16 protein-coding genes are annotated in these 17,285 nt (G+C 74.3%); 13 read left to right on the top strand and 3 right to left on the bottom strand.

The features are described 5' to 3' along the window. The first annotated feature begins 13 nt into the window (after positions 1 to 13). From CLV28_RS01095 to CLV28_RS01075, 5 genes are all read left to right on the top strand, one after another. Positions 14 to 2,971 carry a VanW family protein gene (locus CLV28_RS01095; protein WP_100421469.1) on the top strand — a complete coding sequence of 986 codons (2,958 nt, stop codon included), beginning with the start codon at positions 14 to 16 and terminating at the stop codon, positions 2,969 to 2,971. Between the two features lie 85 nt (positions 2,972 to 3,056). Further along, positions 3,057 to 3,974 (top strand): ACT domain-containing protein, encoded by a 918-nt coding sequence (locus tag CLV28_RS01090; RefSeq protein ID WP_100421468.1) that lies wholly within the window; start codon positions 3,057 to 3,059, stop codon positions 3,972 to 3,974. Between the two features lie 3 nt (positions 3,975 to 3,977). Beyond that, on the top strand, positions 3,978 to 4,913 hold the full coding sequence (locus CLV28_RS01085) for a prephenate dehydratase (protein ID WP_100421467.1): 936 nt from the start codon (positions 3,978 to 3,980) through the stop codon (positions 4,911 to 4,913). Beyond that, a complete protein-coding gene (locus CLV28_RS01080; RefSeq protein ID WP_100422304.1) occupies positions 4,910 to 5,896 on the top strand; it encodes a prephenate dehydrogenase in 987 nt (328 codons plus the stop codon). Before CLV28_RS01085 ends, CLV28_RS01080 begins: the two co-directional genes overlap by 4 nt. Positions 5,897 to 6,098: 202 nt before the next feature. Beyond that, entirely contained in the window at positions 6,099 to 6,536 is a 438-nt protein-coding gene (locus CLV28_RS01075) for a hypothetical protein (protein WP_100421466.1), read from the top strand. Positions 6,537 to 6,634: 98 nt separating this feature from the next. Here CLV28_RS01075 and CLV28_RS01070 read toward each other — a convergent pair whose 3' ends face one another. Beyond that, entirely contained in the window at positions 6,635 to 6,961 is a 327-nt protein-coding gene (locus CLV28_RS01070) for a hypothetical protein (RefSeq protein ID WP_100421465.1), read from the bottom strand. A gap of 138 nt (positions 6,962 to 7,099) precedes the next feature. On the opposite strand from CLV28_RS01070, the gene fdxA reads away from it, so the two are divergent. From fdxA to CLV28_RS01055, 3 genes are all read left to right on the top strand, one after another. Next, positions 7,100 to 7,420, top strand: a complete 321-nt coding sequence (gene fdxA, locus CLV28_RS01065) for a ferredoxin (protein ID WP_100421464.1) — start codon at positions 7,100 to 7,102, stop codon at positions 7,418 to 7,420. A 7-nt stretch (positions 7,421 to 7,427) separates the two neighbouring features. Then, the gene (gene dapC, locus CLV28_RS01060; protein WP_100421463.1) at positions 7,428 to 8,642 is read left to right on the top strand and encodes a succinyldiaminopimelate transaminase; all 1,215 of its coding nucleotides are present in this window, start codon (positions 7,428 to 7,430) and stop codon (positions 8,640 to 8,642) included. A 313-nt stretch (positions 8,643 to 8,955) separates the two neighbouring features. Then, a complete protein-coding gene (locus CLV28_RS01055; RefSeq protein ID WP_100421462.1) occupies positions 8,956 to 10,257 on the top strand; it encodes a citrate synthase in 1,302 nt (433 codons plus the stop codon). Between the two features lie 64 nt (positions 10,258 to 10,321). On the opposite strand, the gene CLV28_RS01050 is transcribed toward CLV28_RS01055, so the two are convergent. Both CLV28_RS01050 and dapD read right to left on the bottom strand, forming a co-directional pair. Further along, the gene (locus CLV28_RS01050) at positions 10,322 to 11,311 is read right to left on the bottom strand and encodes a hypothetical protein (protein ID WP_203968198.1); all 990 of its coding nucleotides are present in this window, start codon (positions 11,309 to 11,311) and stop codon (positions 10,322 to 10,324) included. 24 nt (positions 11,312 to 11,335) lie between these two features. Further along, on the bottom strand, positions 11,336 to 12,310 hold the full coding sequence (gene dapD, locus CLV28_RS01045; RefSeq protein WP_100421461.1) for a 2,3,4,5-tetrahydropyridine-2,6-dicarboxylate N-succinyltransferase: 975 nt from the start codon (positions 12,308 to 12,310) through the stop codon (positions 11,336 to 11,338). A gap of 59 nt (positions 12,311 to 12,369) precedes the next feature. On the opposite strand from dapD, the gene dapE reads away from it, so the two are divergent. The 5 genes from dapE (at position 12,370) to CLV28_RS01020 (ending at position 17,285) form a co-directional block, all read left to right on the top strand. Then, positions 12,370 to 13,533, top strand: a complete 1,164-nt coding sequence (gene dapE / locus CLV28_RS01040; protein WP_100421460.1) for a succinyl-diaminopimelate desuccinylase — start codon at positions 12,370 to 12,372, stop codon at positions 13,531 to 13,533. 28 nt (positions 13,534 to 13,561) lie between these two features. Beyond that, positions 13,562 to 14,392, top strand: coding sequence for an LOG family protein (locus CLV28_RS01035; RefSeq protein WP_100421459.1), 831 nt, complete (start codon positions 13,562 to 13,564; stop codon positions 14,390 to 14,392). Then, on the top strand, positions 14,389 to 15,348 hold the full coding sequence (gene folP / locus CLV28_RS01030; protein ID WP_239073274.1) for a dihydropteroate synthase: 960 nt from the start codon (positions 14,389 to 14,391) through the stop codon (positions 15,346 to 15,348). The genes CLV28_RS01035 and folP overlap by 4 nt, the downstream gene beginning before the upstream one ends. A 109-nt stretch (positions 15,349 to 15,457) precedes the next feature. Further along, positions 15,458 to 16,816: a hypothetical protein gene (locus CLV28_RS01025; RefSeq protein ID WP_100421458.1), complete on the top strand. Its 1,359-nt coding sequence runs from the start codon at positions 15,458 to 15,460 to the stop codon at positions 16,814 to 16,816. A gap of 301 nt (positions 16,817 to 17,117) precedes the next feature. Next, positions 17,118 to 17,285, top strand: coding sequence for a DUF3117 domain-containing protein (locus tag CLV28_RS01020; protein WP_100421457.1), 168 nt, complete (start codon positions 17,118 to 17,120; stop codon positions 17,283 to 17,285).

Genomic DNA, 17,285 nt, shown 5'->3' with positions numbered 1-17,285 from the left:
ACGGAGAACGTCCATGGGCACCGAGAACGAGGACACGCCGACGGAGCCCCGGGACGAGGACGTGACCACACCGCCGTCCGACGACGAGGCGCCCTACACGCCGCGCGTGTTCGCGTTCGAACCGCCGCAGGGCGCCGGCGCGGCCGGTCCCGAGGACGCGTCGGGGACCACTGCGTCGGGGACCACTGCGCCCGAGACCGCGGCGCCCGAGACCGCGGAGTCCGAAACGACTGCGCCCGAGACGACTGCGCCGGTCGCCGAGGTCTCGGCGGAGCCTGAGGTGCGTGCTGAGCCCGAGCCTGAGCCCGAGGCCGGCGTGGCCGAGGGCGCTGGGGCGGACGCCGCACCGACCGGCGCTGCTGCGGCCGAGGAGAGCGAGCCCACCGAGACCGCTACGGCCGCGCCCGCGCCCGCGCCGACCGGACCTGCGGGCACGACCGTGCCTGCCGCTGCTGACCAGCCTGAGCGTGCCGCCGCCGACCCGGACGCGCCCGCCGCTGCCGACCAGGCCGAGCCGGACGTCGAGTCGACGGCCGTGATGGAGGCGATCCCGGCCCACGGAGAGAGCCCCTCGACGGGAGATGTGCTCCCCGCAGCGACCCCTGTCGCGGTTCCGCCGACCGAGAACCGCCCCCGTCCGTCGTCCGAGCCGCGCCGCTTCGGTGGACGGCCGACGGGCACTGCGGGGTCCGACTCCGTGGGGTCCGACTCCGTGGGGTCCGGCTCCGCGGGGTCCGACGCCACGGGGACCGCATCTGCTGAGGCCGGCGCCGCTGGAACCGCTGCTGCAGCGACCGCCGCCGCTGCGACCGGCGATGACGCCGGGACCGCCGCCGCGGCAGCCGCGGGTGCGGCCGCTGCCGCCGACGCCGGGGAGCCGGGGGCCGGTGCGACCCAGCCGATCGCCCAGGACGCCGCGCGCACTCCCGCCGGCGCCGAGCCCTGGGCTCCGCGCCCGCCGATCACGACGGTCCCGGTCGCAGGGCGGGCCGCGGACACCGCGCAGATGCCGCCGGTGCCCGGTGCGCCGTCCGGGACTGCACCGTCCGGCGCTGCGTCGTCCGGGACGGCACCGACCGGCACTGCTACCTCCGGCACTGCTCCCTCCGGCGCGGCGTCCACCGGGACGTCGGGCACGGGGACGTCGGGCACGGGGACGTCGGGCACCGGGGTGACCGGCACCACGGCCGCCGCGGCGGCCTACGCCGAGCTGCGTGCCCGCGCCGCGTCCCAGCCCGCCACGGACGCATCGAGCGGTGCAGGCGCCGACGGCGGGGACGACGTCCTGCAGGGTGTGGGCAGCGACGCGGCCCCGAGCCGGTGGCCCAAGGTCGTGCTGTGGTCGGGCGTGGGCGTCGTCGTCCTGCTCGGGCTCTACGTGGGCGCCCAGTGGTCGTTCGCCGACAAGGTCCCGTCGGGGACCACGGTCGCCGGGGTCGACGTCGGCGGCATGTCGCACGACGACGCCGCCGACGCGATCGACGCGGGCCTCGCGCCGAGCGCCAAGGAGCCCGTCGAGGTCACCGCGGGGGAGGGCACCACCTCGATCGACCCGGTCGCGGCCGGGCTCACGGTCGACGGCACCGCGACCGCCGACACGCTCACGGGTTTCTCGCTGAGCCCGGCACGTCTGTGGCAGCACCTGTTCGGCGGCACGGACGTCGCGCCCGTCGTCGACGCCGACGCGACGGCGCTGGACGCCGCCGTGACGACCGCCGCGCAGAGCCTCGACGTCGCCCCGGTCGGCGGGACGGTGTCGTTCGACGGGGTCGAGCCGACCAGCACCGACGCGGTCGACGGCACGGCGGTCGTCGTGGACGAGGCCGCGACCGCGATCGAGGAGGGCTGGCTCGTGACCGACGGGCCGATCGACCTGCCGACCACGGCGTCCGAGCCCGAGATCACGCAGGGCGAGACCGACGCGGCGCTCGAGGAGGCCACGACCGTCGTCTCCGGCCCGGTCACGGTCAGCGTCGGCGACCAGTCGGTCGAGCTCCCGGCCGAGGCGCTCGCGGGCGCGGCGTCGTACGTCCCCACGGACGGCGACCTCGTCCTCACGTGGGACGGCGACGCGCTCGTCGACGGCATCATCGACCGCACGAACGACCTGCTGGCCGACCCCGAGGACGCACACTTCGAGTTCGTCGGCGGGCGACCCACGGTCGTCGGCGGCGCCGAGGGAACCACCCTGGACCCGGACGACGTCGCGAAGAGCGTGGGCGCCGCAGCCGTCACCGACGAGCGCGCCGCGACGGTCGAGCTCGTCACGACCGACCCGGAGAACTCGGCCGAGGCGCTCGAGGCGCTCGGCGTGAAGGAGAAGATCGTCGACTTCTCGACCCCCATCACGAACGAGCCGGTGCGCACGCAGAACCTCGTGGTCGGGTCGCAGAAGGTCACGGGGACGCTCGTCAAGCCCGGCGAGACGTTCTCGATCCTGGACACGCTGAGCCCGATCACCAAGGAGAACGGGTACGGCGACGCGCACATCGTGAGCGACGGTCTCGTGGTCGACGGCACGGGCGGCGGCCTGTCGCAGATGGCGACGAACACGTACAACATCGGGTTCTTCGCGGGCTACGAGAGCGTCGCCTACAAGCCGCACTCGTACTGGTACGACCGCTACCCCGAGGGGCGCGAGTCGACGATGTTCGTGCCGAGCATCGACATGAAGTGGACCAACGACACCCCGTACGGCGTCGTCCTGCAGGCCTGGGTCGCCGACGGCCGACTGCACACCGTCGCGTGGTCGACCAAGTACTGGGACGTCACGTCCAGCACGGGCGAACGACGCAACGTCGTCAAGACCACGACGCAGAAGAGCGACAGCTCGTCGTGCGTCGCGTCGCCCGCAGGCAACGACGGGTTCACGGTCACCGTGTACCGCAAGGTCTCGCACGACGGCACCGTCGACAAGGACGAGGCCCGCACCTGGACGTACAAGCCGCAGAACGCGATCGCCTGCGAGTAGCGCTCGGTAGACTGCCGCGGGTGCGGCCCGACGGCGGCACGTCAGGTTCGGCCGCCCCACGGGTGGCCCCGTCGAAGGCAGGGCGATGCTCGGACGCAGCGAGAGGGAGTCGGGCGCGCACGCCCGGAGCGCGGTCACCGCGGCGGGGTGGGACGACCACGAGCCCGTCGACGCCGCCGGGCCGGGCGCACGCCCGGCCGAGCTCGAGCTCCTCGACCTCGGCACGACGAGCGCGACGCTCGCGACGGTCGCGCGCATCGAGGGCCTGCGGGCGGTGCTGCACGTCGGGCACCCGCAGCAGCCCGCGCACGAGCTCGAGCGGGCGATGCTCGCGGCCGACCCGTCGCTCGTGCTCACCGCGAGCGTCGCCGTCCTGTCGCAGTGGGCGTGGGTGGCACCGGCGGCTGCCGCGACCGGGGGCGTCGTCGTCGACGAGGCCGGGATGCGCGACTGCCGGCACGTGCTGCGCACCATGGGTGCCTCGCCGCACCTGGTGCCGACGCGCACGTCGCTCGCCGAGCGCGTCGAGATCGCCGGTCCGGGCGGGTCGCTCGTGATCGAGCGGTCGCGCGTGCCCGCGGGGTGGGTCGAGCTCGCGGGCAGCGAGCGGCTGCGTGACGCCGACCCGATCTGGTACGGGCTCGTCGAGTCGCGCGCGGAGGCCACGATCACGGACGGCGGGGCGCAGGTGTGGCTCGCGTTCGGCCCGAGCGACGACCACCGGGGTTCGCTCCAGCGTGTGCTTGGGGTGCTCGCCGACGTCGGGATCGACCTCGACCACCTGCGCAGCCACCCGTCGTCCGCGGGGCCGCACGTGTTCTTCGCGTCGTTCGGGTGCTCGTCGACGCAGCTGCTGCGCGACCTGCTCGCGCGCCTCACCGAGCAGTCGGTCGCCCAGCGCGTGCTCGCGGTGCTGCCGGGCCGGGAGTTCGTGCCCTCGCCGCACGCGTTCACGCCGCGCTGGGACGCCGCGCGGCCCGTCGCCGCGACCACCGGGGCCTGACCCGTGGGCGTCGCGTACCTGGGGCCCGAGGGCACGTTCACGCACCAGGCGGCACTGACGTGGGCGGGGGACCGGCACCCGCTGGTCGCCCTGCCGAGCGTCGCGGCGGTCTACGCGGGCGTCGCCTCGGGCGAGCACGACGCGGGCGTCGTCGCGATCGAGAACACGGTCGAGGGGTACGTGGTGCCGTCGCTCGACGCGATCGTGGCCGCGCAGGGCGTGGTCGCCGTCGACGAGACGGTCCTGGAGATCACCTTCGACGCGTTCGTGCGCCCGGGGCACGGCGAGCTGCGCGAGGTCACCGCCCACCCGCACGGTCTCGCGCAGTGCCAGCGCTTCGCCGGCGAGCAGGGCCTCGCTGCGGTGCCCGCGTCGTCGAACGCGGCGGCGTGCCGCGACGTGGGCGAGCACCAGGTGGCCCTCGGGCCGAGCCTGTGCGGAGACCTGTACGGCCTCGAGACCCTCGCGCGCGCGGTGCAGGACTTCCGCGGCGCCCGCACCCGGTTCCTGACGCTCGCGCGCCGCGACGACGCGCGCGCGATGCTCGCCGCGCACGACGCCCCGCACGGGTGGCGCACGATGCTCGCGATCACTCCGCTCGCGACGGGCCCGGGCGTGCTGTCACGCATCACGGCCGCGTTCGGCGTGGCCGACGTCAACATGTCGAGCCTCATCACCCGGCCGCTCAAGGCGCAGGACGGCAAGTACGCGTTCGTCGTGACCGTCGACGCCGCACCCTGGGAGCCCGCCGCGCGCCGCGTGCTGCAGGACCTCCTCGCGGCCGGCGACTCGCTCAAGACCCTCGGGGTGTTCCCCGCGCGCGGCGAGCTCGACGACCAGCTCGACCTCGACCACGTCCCCCCGGGCGGGGTGCAGGACGACGCCCCCGCGGACGCCGCGGACGCCGCACTCCTGTGGTGGGCGGGGGGACCGGCGTGAGCGCGGACGCGGGGACCGTCGTGGTCGTCGGGCTGGGCCTCGTCGGCGGCTCCGTCGCGCGCGCCCTGGTCGCCGGCGGCGTGACCGTGCTGGGCGTCGACCCGGACGCCGCGACCCGGGCCGCGGCCCGCGAGGTCGGGATCGACGCCGTCGAGGACGTCCCCGCGCTCGCCGGGCGCCCGCTCGACGTCGTCGTGCTCGCCGTCCCCCTGCGGGCGATGGCCGCGACGGCCGCGGCGCTCGCCCCCGTGCTCGGGGAGCGGACGGTGCTGACCGACGTGGGCAGCGTCAAGGGACCCGTGCGGGCCGCGATCGAGGCAGCGGGGCTCGGGACGCGGTACGTCGGGGCGCACCCGATGGCCGGCACCGAGCGGTCGGGGTTCGCGGCCTCGAGCGCCGAGCTCGTGCGTGGCGCACGTTGGGCCGTCACGGCCGACGACCGGACCGCCCCGGACGCGCTGCACGTCGTGCTCGGCCTCGTCACCGGCCCGCTCGGCGGCACCGCGAGCGTGCTGACCGACACCGCGCACGACGCCGCCGTGGCCCTCGTGAGCCACGTGCCGCACGCCCTCGCCACGACGCTGCTCACCCAGGTCGAGCTCGCGGGCGTGCGCGACGTCGCGCTCGGCCTCGCAGCAGGCAGCTTCCGGGACGGCACCCGCGTGGGCCGCACCGACCCGCGCCGCACCGAGGCGATGCTCGTCGAGAACGCCGCCCACGTCGCACCCGTGCTGCGGGACGTCGCCCGCGACCTCCTGGCGCTCGCGGACGGTCTCGAGGCGGGTGCGCCGGTCGAGAAGTTCTTCGACGCGCCCGCCACGGTGCGGGCGATCCTGGACGCGCGCGACGTCACGGGCGCTGGGGCCTGCGGCTCGACGCTCGTGGTCGAGGACGCCGCGGGCGTGCTGGCGCTGCTGGACGCGGGCACCCACGGGCGGGTCGTCGTCGGCACGCACGGTACGGCGGTCGTGCTCGGCGACTGAGGCGCACCTGTCGTGGTGCGCCTCGATCGGCGGACCGGGGTAGACATCCTTGGAGTCTGCGAGTCGATTCCGAGCACCAATGCGAAGAAGAGGATTCGTCTGCGCGATAGATTCGCGCCATGAGTTGAGCGTGCCCAGGCCGACCGGATCTCGGCTCAGCTCGAGAGATTCAGAGTCGAGGAGCCGGAGGTGCAGGCACATCGTGCGCGACGAGGTGAGCGACGTCATGGCTGACGACGAGTCAGCCCTCATGCATCGTTACGCGCGCACCATCTGGGAGGGGCTCCGGAACGTCTCCCGGACCGAGAAGGACTGGGACTGCTCCGTGCGCTACCAGGAGGCGGAGGACGTGCTGTGGGAGAGGTCGGGGAGGACCGAGGTCCTGTTCCGCATCCTCTGGGACCTCGCGCTCGACCAGGACGAGAGGTGCTATCTCGTCGAGTACACGATGGACATGTTCCCGAGTCAGGAGATCCCGCAGCGCTTCCCGTGGTTGTGGGAGATCGCACGTCTGGATCCCGACATCCGCCAGATCCTGGTGCACAACGACGTCGACGTCTCGTCGCTCCTGCCTCCTGTGGCGCAAGATGCCCAGAGCCGCAAGGAGCGCAAACGATCCCTGAGGCGAGGGCGCCATTGAGATCGTCTGACCACGGGCGCTGATGCTCCGAGGGGCCACGATGCCGCCTCGGCCCGGCCTGCGCGACCGGCACCGAGGCGCGCCACGCGTGGCGCGCGTCAGCGCGGCGTGGGCTCGGGCGGGCGGCGGCGCACGGGGCGGGGCGGCACGACCTTGCCGAGCGCGATCTCGGCCGCCGGGATGGTCACGGTCGCGGGGGAGGGGGCCGACCCGACGTCCGACCGTGCGGCGTCGGTCGCCGGATCGACGGCGCTGACCGGCCCGCGCGCCCGGGCGGGCGGGTCGCGGCGCACCACGACGCCGTCCTCGTCGCTCGCGAGCAGCGTGCCGAGCACGTCCGCGTAGGGGGCGTCGGCCTCGCCCGTGCGGCGACGCACGACCACGCGCGACCCGACGGGCCAGTCGAGCCAGGGGGTCTCGGGCACGGTCCTCCTCGGGGCGGTCGCGGCGGCGTGAGGCTCGTCACGGTCCGGCCGATGGACGGGTGGTCGACGCGGCGGCGTCCTGAGCGATACTAGAGACTCCCGAGCGCAGTTGCGCCCAGAGCTTGGAAGGACAGCGCAGTGACCTACGTGATCGCTCAGCCGTGCGTCGATGTCAAGGACAAGGCGTGCATCGAGGAGTGTCCCGTGGACTGCATCTACGAGGGCAGCCGCTCGCTGTACATCCACCCTGACGAGTGCGTCGACTGCGGCGCGTGCGAGCCGGTCTGCCCGGTCGAGGCCATCTACTACGAGGACGACGTCCCGGAGGAGTGGAGCGACTACTACCGCGCGAACGTCGAGTTCTTCAACGACCTCGGCTCGCCCGGCGGCGCCGCGAAGATGGGTCAGATCGACAAGGACGACCCGATGATCGCCGCGCTCCCGCTCCAGCAGGCCTGACCTCCCCGTGGGGCTCGCCGACCTGAGCGGTCTCGCGTACCCGTGGGACACGCTCGCGCCGTACGTCGCGACGGCGCGGGCGCACCCCCGCGGGCTGGTCGACCTGTCGATCGGCACCCCAGTCGACCCGACGCCCGCCGTCGTGCGCGACGCGCTCGCCGCGGCGTCCGACGCGCACGGCTACCCGACGACGCACGGCACGCCGGCCCTCCGCGAGGCCGTGGCCTCGTGGTTCGCGCGGCGTCGCGGCGTGCCCGGCCTCGACCCTGACGGGGTCCTGCCGACCGTCGGCTCGAAGGAGCTCGTCGGCTTGCTCCCGTCGCTGCTCGGACTCGGGGCCGGTGACGTCGTCGTGCACCCGGCGACCGCCTACCCGACCTACAACGTGGGTGCGCGCCTCGCGGGCGCGACGCCGCTCGCGACCGACGACGTCGACGCGTGGGCCGGGCGCACCGACGTGCGGCTCGTGTGGGTCAACTCCCCGAGCAACCCGACGGGCGCGGTCGCGGACCGTGCGCACCTCGCGCGCGTGGTCGCCGCGGCGCGCGCGATCGGCGCGGTCGTCGCGAGCGACGAGTGCTACGCCGAGCTCGCCTGGGAGGGCCACGCCGCGACCGACGGCGTCGCGAGCATCCTCGACCCCGAGGTCTGCGACGGCTCGCACGAGGGGCTGCTCGCGGTGTACTCGCTCTCCAAGCAGTCCAACGTCGCCGGCTACCGGGCCGCGTTCGTCGCGGGCGACGTCGCGCTCGTCGGCCGGCTCCTGGCGACCCGCAAGCACCTCGGCATGATCGTGCCGGCCCCCGTGCAGGCCGCGATGGTCGCCGCGCTCGGCGACGACGCGCACGTCGACGCGCAGCGCGAGGTCTACCGGAGCCGTCGCGTCGCGCTGCGCGGCGCGGTGGAGTCCGCCGGGTTCGTGGTCGACCACTCCGAGGCGGGGCTGTACCTGTGGGTCCGGGCAGCGGACGGCGCAGGGCCGGGCGGCACCGTCCCCGCGGACGGCCCACGGCCGGGCGACACCGTCCCCGCGGACGGCCCAGGGCCGGGCGACACAGGGTCGGCCCCGTGCTGGGGCCTGGTCGGGGACCTCGCGGCACGGGGGATCCTCGTGGGCCCGGGCGCCTTCTACGGCGAGGCGGGCCGCGCGCACGTGCGGATCGCGCTCACGGCGTCCGACGAGCGGGTCGCCGAGGCCGTGGCACGGCTCACCGGGGCCTGACCATCTGCCGGTCGAGACCTGCAGATTCCTTGCCCCGGACTGACCGTTCGCGGGGGAGTGCTTGACCGGAACCGGGCCGCTCACGGGTCGACGCGGGGTACGCTTGTGACTCGCATCACAGCGTTGTGTGCAATCTGTGTGGGTTCGGGATTGGTCACGTACGCGGGATACGGGATACCGTCGTCCTCGGGCAGTGACGTCTCACGCGCGCGTCCTTGTGCGCCGCGGCCGCGACGCGCATGACGCCCCTCGGACCACATGCTCTCGGCAGGCCTCGACGAGGTGCCCGCCGACGGGCCGCAGGAAGGACACCATGACCAGCACGGAGCACGCGACGACGGTTCAGCTCGTCGCCGGCGGTACGACCCAGGACCTCCCCGTGGTCCCCGCGACCGAGGGCAACGACGGCATCGTCGTCTCGAGCCTCATGAAGACCACCGGTCTGGTGACGGTCGACCCGGGGTTCACGAACACGGCGTCCTGCTCGTCCGACATCACCTACATCGACGGCGACGCGGGGATCCTGCGCTACCGCGGGTACCCGATCGACCAGCTCGCGGAGAAGTCCACGTTCCTCGAGGTCGCGTACCTGCTCATCCACGGCGAGCTGCCGGACGCGCCCACGCTCGAGGCGTTCGTCGAGCGGGTCAACCGCCACACGTTCGTGCACGAGGACTTCCGCACGCTCATGGGGACCTTCCCGCGCAACGGGCACCCGATGGCGGTGCTCGCCTCGGCGATCAACGCGCTGTCGACGTTCTACCCTGAGTCGCTCGACGTGAACGACCCCGAGACGGTCGAGCTCGCGACGGTCCTGCTGCTGGCCAAGACGCGCACCATCACGTCGTACCTGCACCGCCGCGCGGTCGGCGAGCCGCTGCTGTACCCCGACTACTCGCGCGGCTACGTCGACGACTTCCTGCGCATGACGTTCGCGCGCCCCTACCAGGAGTACGAGTCCGACCCGGTCGTCGTCGACGCGCTCGACAAGCTCCTCATCCTGCACGCCGACCACGAGCAGAACTGCTCGACGTCGACCGTGCGGATCGTCGGCTCGTCCAACGCGAACCTGTACGCCTCGGTCGCCGCGGGCGTCAACGCGCTCTCCGGCCCGTCGCACGGCGGCGCCAACGAGGCCGTGCTCTCGATGCTCCACCAGATCCAGGGCAGCGACTTCGACGTCGACACGTTCATGACCAAGGTCAAGAACAAGGAGGACGGCGTCCGGCTCATGGGCTTCGGCCACCGCGTCTACAAGAGCTACGACCCGCGCGCCGCGATCGTCAAGAAGAGCGCCGACGCCGTGCTCTCGAGCCTCGGCAAGAACGACGAGCTGCTCGAGATCGCGCAGCGCCTCGAGGAGATCGCGCTCAACGACGACTACTTCATCGAGCGCAAGCTCTACCCGAACGTCGACTTCTACACGGGCCTGATCTACAAGGCCATGGGCTTCAGCCCGACGATGTTCACGCCGCTGTTCGCCCTCGGGCGCATGCCGGGCTGGATCGCCCAGTGGCGCGAGATGATGAACGACCCGCAGACCAAGATCGGACGCCCGCGCCAGATCTACACGGGCGCGACCGAGCGCCCCTACGTGGACCTGTCCCAGCGCTGACCCGCTGACGACGACGAAGGCCCCCGCCACGTGGCGGGGGCCTTCGTCGTCGGTGGACGCCGTCCTACGGCGTCGCGACCGCGAGCACCACGCGCACGGTCCCCGCGGGCAGCGCCTGCGGGCCGCTCTCCTGCCCCCCGCCGTCGTGCGCCTCGTCGTCCTGCGGATCGCCGTCCGGGACGTCCGCGGCCTGCGAGGCCCACGCCCCGAGGTCTCGGGACCACGCGTCGTCCGCCACACCGACCGACGTGACGCCGGTGCCCGCCGCGACCGCGACGGCCCACTGGCCCACCGCCCACGCGCTGCGGGCCGCGTCGGCCGGGGCGGCGCCGCCGTACCCGGTCGCGTCGATCGTCAGCGCGAGCGATCCCTCGCCCGACGCGCCGTCGACCGGGACGACCTCGAACCCGAGGTCGCGCTCGGCCCGCGCGGTGAACGCGCGCACCGCCTCGTCACGGGGCGCGGGCTCCGCGACGTCGTCGAGCGTGCAGGCCAGCGCGGCGGGCGACCATCCGGTCAGGGCCGACGCCCAGGCCCGCGCCATGCCCTCGTGCTGGGCGTAGGCGTCGGGGAAGGCCGAGCGCTGCACGGTCTGCGCCGCGACCGTGACCTCCATGTCGTGCCACCCGTCGACCTCGTCGAGCGCGTCGTAGAACGTGTTGGTCGAGTACACCGGGTCCATGATCTGCTCGACCGTGCCCCAGCCCTGCGACGGGCGCTGCTGGAACAGGCCGACCGAGTCACGGTCGCCGTAGTCGATGTTGTAGAGGCTCGACTCCTGCATCGCGGTCGCGATCCCGACGGTCGCGGCCCGCGCCGGCATGCCGCGCCGCACGGCCGTGGTGCCGATCAGCGCGGCGTTGTCGGCCTGGCCCAGGCGCAACGGGAACGTCCCCGCGTCGGACGTCGCCACGCACCTCTCGACGAGCGGCGCGGCCGCGTCGTGGCCGCGCAGCAGCACGACCACGGCGCTCACGCCGATCACCCCGACGGCGACGACCGTGAGCGTCGAGACCCACGGGAAGACCCGGCGGCGCGCCGGTGGTCGTGACATGCGCGTGCCCCCTGCAGCCGCGCGTCAGTTCGCGTGCAGCGCGGCGTTGAGCTCGACGCCGGTCCCGGCGCGCGCGACCACCTCGACCCCGCCCGTGAGCGAGTTGCGGCGGAACAGCAGGTTGTCGCGGCCCGCGAGCTCGCGCGCCTTGACGGTCGTGGGCTCCTCGGCGCCGACCACGGTGACCTTGGTGCCCGCGGTGACGTACAGGCCGGCCTCGACGACGCAGTCGTCGCCGAGGGGGATCCCGATGCCGGAGTTCGCGCCGAGCAGCGACCGGCGGCCGATCGAGATGACCTCCTTGCCGCCGCCGGAGAGGGTGCCCATGATCGAGGCGCCGCCGCCGACGTCCGACCCGTCACCGACCACGACGCCGGCCGAGATGCGGCCCTCGACCATCGACGTGCCGAGCGTGCCGGCGTTGAAGTTCACGAAGCCCTCGTGCATGACCGTCGTGCCCGCCGCGAGGTGCGCGCCCAGGCGCACGCGGTCGGCGTCGGCGACGCGGACGCCCGTGGGCACGACGTAGTCGACCATGCGGGGGAACTTGTCGACGCCGTAGACGGTGACGGTCCGGCCGGTCGCGGCGCGCAGACGCAGGCGCGTCTCCTCGAAACCCTCGACCGCGCACGGGCCCTGGTCGGTCCACACCACGTTGGCGAGCACGCCGAACAGCCCGTCGAGGTTGAGCCCGTGCGGCTGCACGAGGCGGTGCGAGAGCAGGTGCAGCCGCAGGTACGCGTCCGCGGCGTCGGCGGGGGCGGCGTCCAGGTCGATCTCGGTGCGCACCACGACGACCTCGACGCCCCGCGCCTCGTCGACCTCCGCGAGCGCGACGAGCGACGCGGGCGCGGCGGCGTCCGGGGCGGTGCCCAGGGCCGGGGTCGGGTACCAGGCGTCGAGCGTCACGCCGTCCGCGACCGTGGCCAGGCCGTCGGCCCAGGCGGTGCGGGGGGCGGGGGCGGTCTCGGGGGCGTTCTCCGGGATCGAGGAAGTCATGGGTCCAACCCTAGTGGGTGGAGCCCGTCGCCCCGGGCGACCTCGGTAGAGTCCGGCCCATGACGTCCGCACCCGCCGCAGGCAGCCCCGACCGTCCCGCACCCGGCGAGGAGGCCGCGCCGGGCGCCGTGCCCGTGCGGCTCGACCTCGAGGGCGACCTGATCGCGCTGTTCCGTGCGATCTGCGACGTCCCGTCGGTCAGCGGCGACGAGAAGGCGCTCGCCGACGCGGTCGAGGCCGCGCTGCGCCCCTACGCGCACCTCGAGGTCGTGCGTGACGGCGACGCCGTGGTCGCGCGCACGAACCTCGGGCGCCAGCGCCGCGTCGTGATCGCCGGGCACCTCGACACGGTTCCCCTCACGGACCCGCCGAACCTGCCGACGCGCGTCGTCGGCGAGGGCGCGCACGCCGAGGTCTGGGGCCGGGGCACGGTCGACATGCTCGGCGGCGTCGCGATCCAGCTCGCGCTCGCGGCCGAGCTCGTCGAGCCCGCGCAGGACGTCACGTGGGTGTTCTACGACCACGAGGAGGTCGCGGCCAACCTCAACGGGCTCGGGCGCCTCATGCGCCACCGCCCCGACCTGCTCGCGGGCGACTTCGCGGTGCTCGGCGAGCCGACCGCGGCGGGCATCGAGGGCGGCTGCAAGGGCACGCTGCGCGTCGAGGTCGCGACCACGGGCGTCGCGGCGCACTCGGGCCGCCCGTGGCTCGGCGAGAACGCGATCCACGCCGCGCACGAGGTGCTCGACCGGCTCGCGGCGTACGAGGCCAAGGAGGTCGAGGTCGACGGGCTCGTGTTCCGCGAGGGCATGAGCGCGGTCGCGATCTCGGGCGGCATCGCGGGCAACGTGGTGCCCGACCGCTGCGTCGTGACCGTCAACTACCGGTTCGCACCGAACCTCGACCTCGCCGGGGCCGAGGCGCACGTGCGCGACCTGTTCGCCGGGTTCGACGTCCGGGTCACGGACGGCGCCCCCGGCGCGCGCCCCGGGCTCGACGCGCCGCTCGCGAAGGACTTCGCCGACACGGTGCTCGCGCTCACGGGCGGGCAGCCCGCCGCCAAGCAGGGCTGGACCGACGTCGCGCGGTTCTCGGCGCTCGGCGTGCCGGCCGTGAACTTCGGCCCGGGCGACCCGCTGCTCGCGCACAAGGACGACGAGCGGTGCCCCGTGGGGCACGTGACGACCTGCCACGCCGCGCTGCGCGAGTGGCTCACGCGCTGACCCGCCGCGCATGCGTAGGCTCGGCCCCATGAGCGACGAGGGACTCCCGCAGACCGGATCCGGCTACCGCAAGGGCCCCGTGCTGCTGCGCGGCGGCCAGATCCCCCAGCAGACCACCGACGCGCGGCTGCTCGACACCGCCGAGAGCGCCGACTGGGTGCACTCCGACCCGTGGCGGGTCATGCGCATCCAGAGCGAGTTCGTCGAGGGGTTCGGCGCGCTCGCCGAGGTCGGGCCCGCGGTCTCGGTGTTCGGCTCGGCCCGCACCAAGCCCGACCACCCCGACTACGCGACCGCCGAGCGCGTCGGCCGCCGCCTCGTCGAGGAGGGCTACGCCGTCATCACCGGGGGCGGGCCCGGCGTGATGGAGGCCGCGAACAAGGGCGCGAACGACGCCGGGGGGCTCTCGATCGGCCTCGGCATCGAGCTGCCGTTCGAGCAGGGCGTCAACGAGCACGTCAACCTCGGCGTCAACTTCCGCTACTTCTTCACGCGCAAGACCATGTTCGTCAAGTACGCGCAGGGGTTCGTCGTGCTCCCGGGCGGGTTCGGCACGTTCGACGAGCTGTTCGAGGCGCTCACGCTCGTGCAGACCCACAAGGTGACCGAGTTCCCCGTGGCGCTCGTCGGCAGCGACTACTGGGGCGGGCTGCTCGACTGGGCGCGCGACGTCGTGCTGCCGCGCGGCATGATCGGCGAGCACGACCTCGAGCTCGTGCACCTGTGCGACGACGCCGACGAGGCCGTGGAGTACGTGTGCGAGCGCGGCGCCGAGCTCGCGGCCGAGGAGATCGCGGCCGTGCGCGAGACGGCGGCGGACGTCACGGCCGCCGCCGAGGCGTCCCCGCCCGCACGGTGACGCGCCCCGACCGCGCCGTGGCCGCGGCCCCGGACCCGACCGTCCCCGCGGCGTCCGCCCCCCTCGAGCTGCGGGGGCGCGTCGTCGGCCCCGGGCCCGTGGTCATGGCCATCGTCAACCGGACCGACGACTCGTTCTACGCCGGCGCCCGCACCCTCGAGGACGCGCCCGCGCTGCGCGCCGTCGAGCGGGCCGCGCGCGAGGGCGCGGCGATCGTCGACGTGGGTGGCGTCCGGGCCGGGGTCGGCCCCGAGGTCACGCCCGCCGAGGAGATCCGCCGGGTCGTGCCGTTCGTCGCGCGCGTGCGCGAGGAGTTCCCCGACTTGCTCGTGAGCGTCGACACCTGGCGGGCGGACGTCGCGCACGAGGCAGCGCTCGCGGGCGCCGACCTCGTCAACGACACCTGGGCCGGGCACGACCCCCGGCTCGTCGAGGTCGCCGGGCAGCACGGCGTCGGCGTCGTCTGCTCGCACACGGGCGGCATGCGCCCGCGCACCGACCCGCACCGCGTCGCGTACCCCCTGCCCGACGACGCGCCGCCCGGCAGCGACCCGCGCGACGGCGTCGTGCTCGACGTCCTCGCGACCCTGCGCGCGGCCGCGGCGCGCGCCGTCGCGTGCGGGGTGCCGCCGGCCTCCGTGCTGGTCGACCCCACGCACGACTTCGGCAAGAACACCTGGCACTCGCTGCACCTGCTGCGCCGCACGCAGGCGCTCGCCGGGCTCGGGTTCCCGCTGCTCATGGCGCTCTCGCGCAAGGACTTCGTGGGGGAGTCGCTCGGGCTGCCCGCCGACGAGCGGCTCGAGGGCACGCTCGCCGCGACGGCGCTCGCGGCCTGGCTCGGCGGACGGGTCTTCCGTGCGCACGACGTCGCCGCTACAGTGCGGGTGCTCGAGATGATCGCGGTCGTGCGCGGGGACGTGCCGCCCGCCGCCGTGCTGCGCGGTCTCGGGTGAACCGCCGGACGCGTCGCGGCCGCGCACGGGCGACGACGACCGGCCGGACGACGATCGGCCGGACGACGACCGGCCAGAAGACGACCGGCCAGAAGACCAGGGGAGTGGCGTGACGGGGACGACGACGCAGGACGACGCGCCCGTGGGCGCGGCGGACACGCCCGCCGCGAAGGAGCAGGGCACGCGCGTGCGCGGCGCCAGGTGGCCCGGCCGCTGGCCGTGGTGGCTCCGGGTGCTCGCGGTCTACGGCCTCGCGCGCGCGGTGAGCGCGGCGATCATCATGATCGTCGCGCAGCACCAGGCCGAGAACTACTGGACGGGCGCGCAGCCCGGCTACCTCGAGTACACGGGGTCGATGTGGGACGCGAGCTGGTACGAGCAGGTCGCGCGCGACGGCTACCCGGCCGAGCTGCCGCGCGGCGACGACGGGCTCGTGCAGCAGAACGCCTGGGCCTTCTACCCGCTGTTCCCCGTGCTCGTGCGCGGGCTCATGGAGATCACGACGCTCCCGTGGGACGTCGTCGCGCCGATCCTGTGCCTCGTGCTCGGCGCGATCGCGATGCTCGTGATCCACCAGCTCGTCGCCGCCGCACCGCGAGCCGTCGCCCGGCACCCCGGGCTCCCGCTCGCGACCGTCGCCGTGGTCGCGACCGTGCCCTCGTCGCCCGTGCTGCAGGTCGCGTACACCGAGGCGCTCGCGCTGCTCCTGATCTCCACGACGCTCCTGCTGATCGTGCGGCACCGGTACGAGTGGGCCGCGCTGAGCGTCGTCGGCCTCGGGTTCACGCGCGCGGTCGCGCTGCCCATGGCCTGCGTCGTCGTGTGGCACGGCCTGCACCGCGCCTACGGGTGGTGGAGGCTTCGCCGCGCCGCGCTCGCGGCCGCCTCCGCCCCGGAGGTCGGTGCGTCGGACGCCGCACCCGCAGCCAGCCCGGCCCCGCCACCGTTCCCGTGGCTCGACGGGATCCGGGTCGCGGCGCTGCTCGCGGTCGCGGTGCTCTCCGGGTTCCTGTGGCAGTGGATCTGCGCCGCGCGCACCGGGGTGCCCGACGCGTACTTCCTGACGCAGCAGGCCTGGCGCGGCACGGGCCCGGTCGAGATCTTCACCCCCTGGGTCGAGATCTCGCAGATGCTCTGGGGCGAGCGCGGACCCTGGTACCTCGGCATGATCCTGGTCGCGACCGCCGCGGTCGTGCTGAGCCCGCCGATGTTCCGGCTCGGGCCGGAGCTGCAGGCGTGGACCGGCGCCTACCTGGCCTACCTCGTCGCGGTCATCGAGCCGTGGACGAGCCTGTGGCGGTTCCTGCTGCTCGCGTTCCCGCTCGGCGCCGTCGCGGTCTCGTGGCCGCGGCCCCGGTGGGCGGCGCGCGCGTGCCTCGCGGTGGTCGTCGCGGCCGGCGTCTACGGGCAGTGGTACTGGGTCTGGAACCTGTGGCAGCTCGTCCCGCCGTCCGGCTGGCCGCCGTGATCGTCGTCTCGGTGGGTGTGTCGTGCGAGGTGTGCCGTGCGAGGTGTGCCGCGGCGGGCGTGACGAGTCATGGGTGCCATGAGCCTGGGCGTGACGGGTCCGGGCGTGACGGCGCTGGGCGTGTGACGGGTTCGGTGTGACGAGGTCGTCGGCGGGGCGCCGGACCAGGCTGTCGCCGGGGTGAACTAGACTGTGACGCGGACCTCTTTGGACGTCCGGGACGATGTCGCCTGCACGGATCGCGTCCGCCTGGGACCAGGCGGGTGGCGCGACCGCGCACAACAGGAATGGAGAGCCCCCAATGGCTGCGATGAAGCCGAGGACGGGTGACGGACCGCTCGAGGTGACCAAGGAGGGTCGCGGCATCGTCATGCGCGTCCCCCTCGAGGGTGGTGGCCGGCTCGTCGTCGAGCTCAACGCGACCGAGGCGAGCGAGCTCGGTGACGCACTCGAGGCAGTCACCGGCTGA

The organism is Sediminihabitans luteus (assembly GCF_002797595.1).
Classification (GTDB): Bacteria; Actinomycetota; Actinomycetes; order Actinomycetales; family Cellulomonadaceae; genus Paraoerskovia; species Paraoerskovia lutea.
This window is presented reverse-complemented; position numbering and strand designations above follow the sequence as displayed.

Coding starts and splice junctions, on each gene's coding strand:
- CLV28_RS01035 (WP_100421459.1), top strand. CDS start 13,562: ATGAGCGACGAGGGACTCCCGCAGACCGGATCCGGCTACCGCAAGGGC.
- dapE (WP_100421460.1), top strand. CDS start 12,370: ATGACGTCCGCACCCGCCGCAGGCAGCCCCGACCGTCCCGCACCCGGC.
- CLV28_RS01095 (WP_100421469.1), top strand. CDS start 14: ATGGGCACCGAGAACGAGGACACGCCGACGGAGCCCCGGGACGAGGAC.
- CLV28_RS01020 (WP_100421457.1), top strand. CDS start 17,118: ATGGCTGCGATGAAGCCGAGGACGGGTGACGGACCGCTCGAGGTGACC.
- dapD (WP_100421461.1), bottom strand. CDS start 12,310: ATGACTTCCTCGATCCCGGAGAACGCCCCCGAGACCGCCCCCGCCCCC.
- CLV28_RS01055 (WP_100421462.1), top strand. CDS start 8,956: ATGACCAGCACGGAGCACGCGACGACGGTTCAGCTCGTCGCCGGCGGT.
- CLV28_RS01050 (WP_203968198.1), bottom strand. CDS start 11,311: ATGTCACGACCACCGGCGCGCCGCCGGGTCTTCCCGTGGGTCTCGACG.
- CLV28_RS01090 (WP_100421468.1), top strand. CDS start 3,057: ATGCTCGGACGCAGCGAGAGGGAGTCGGGCGCGCACGCCCGGAGCGCG.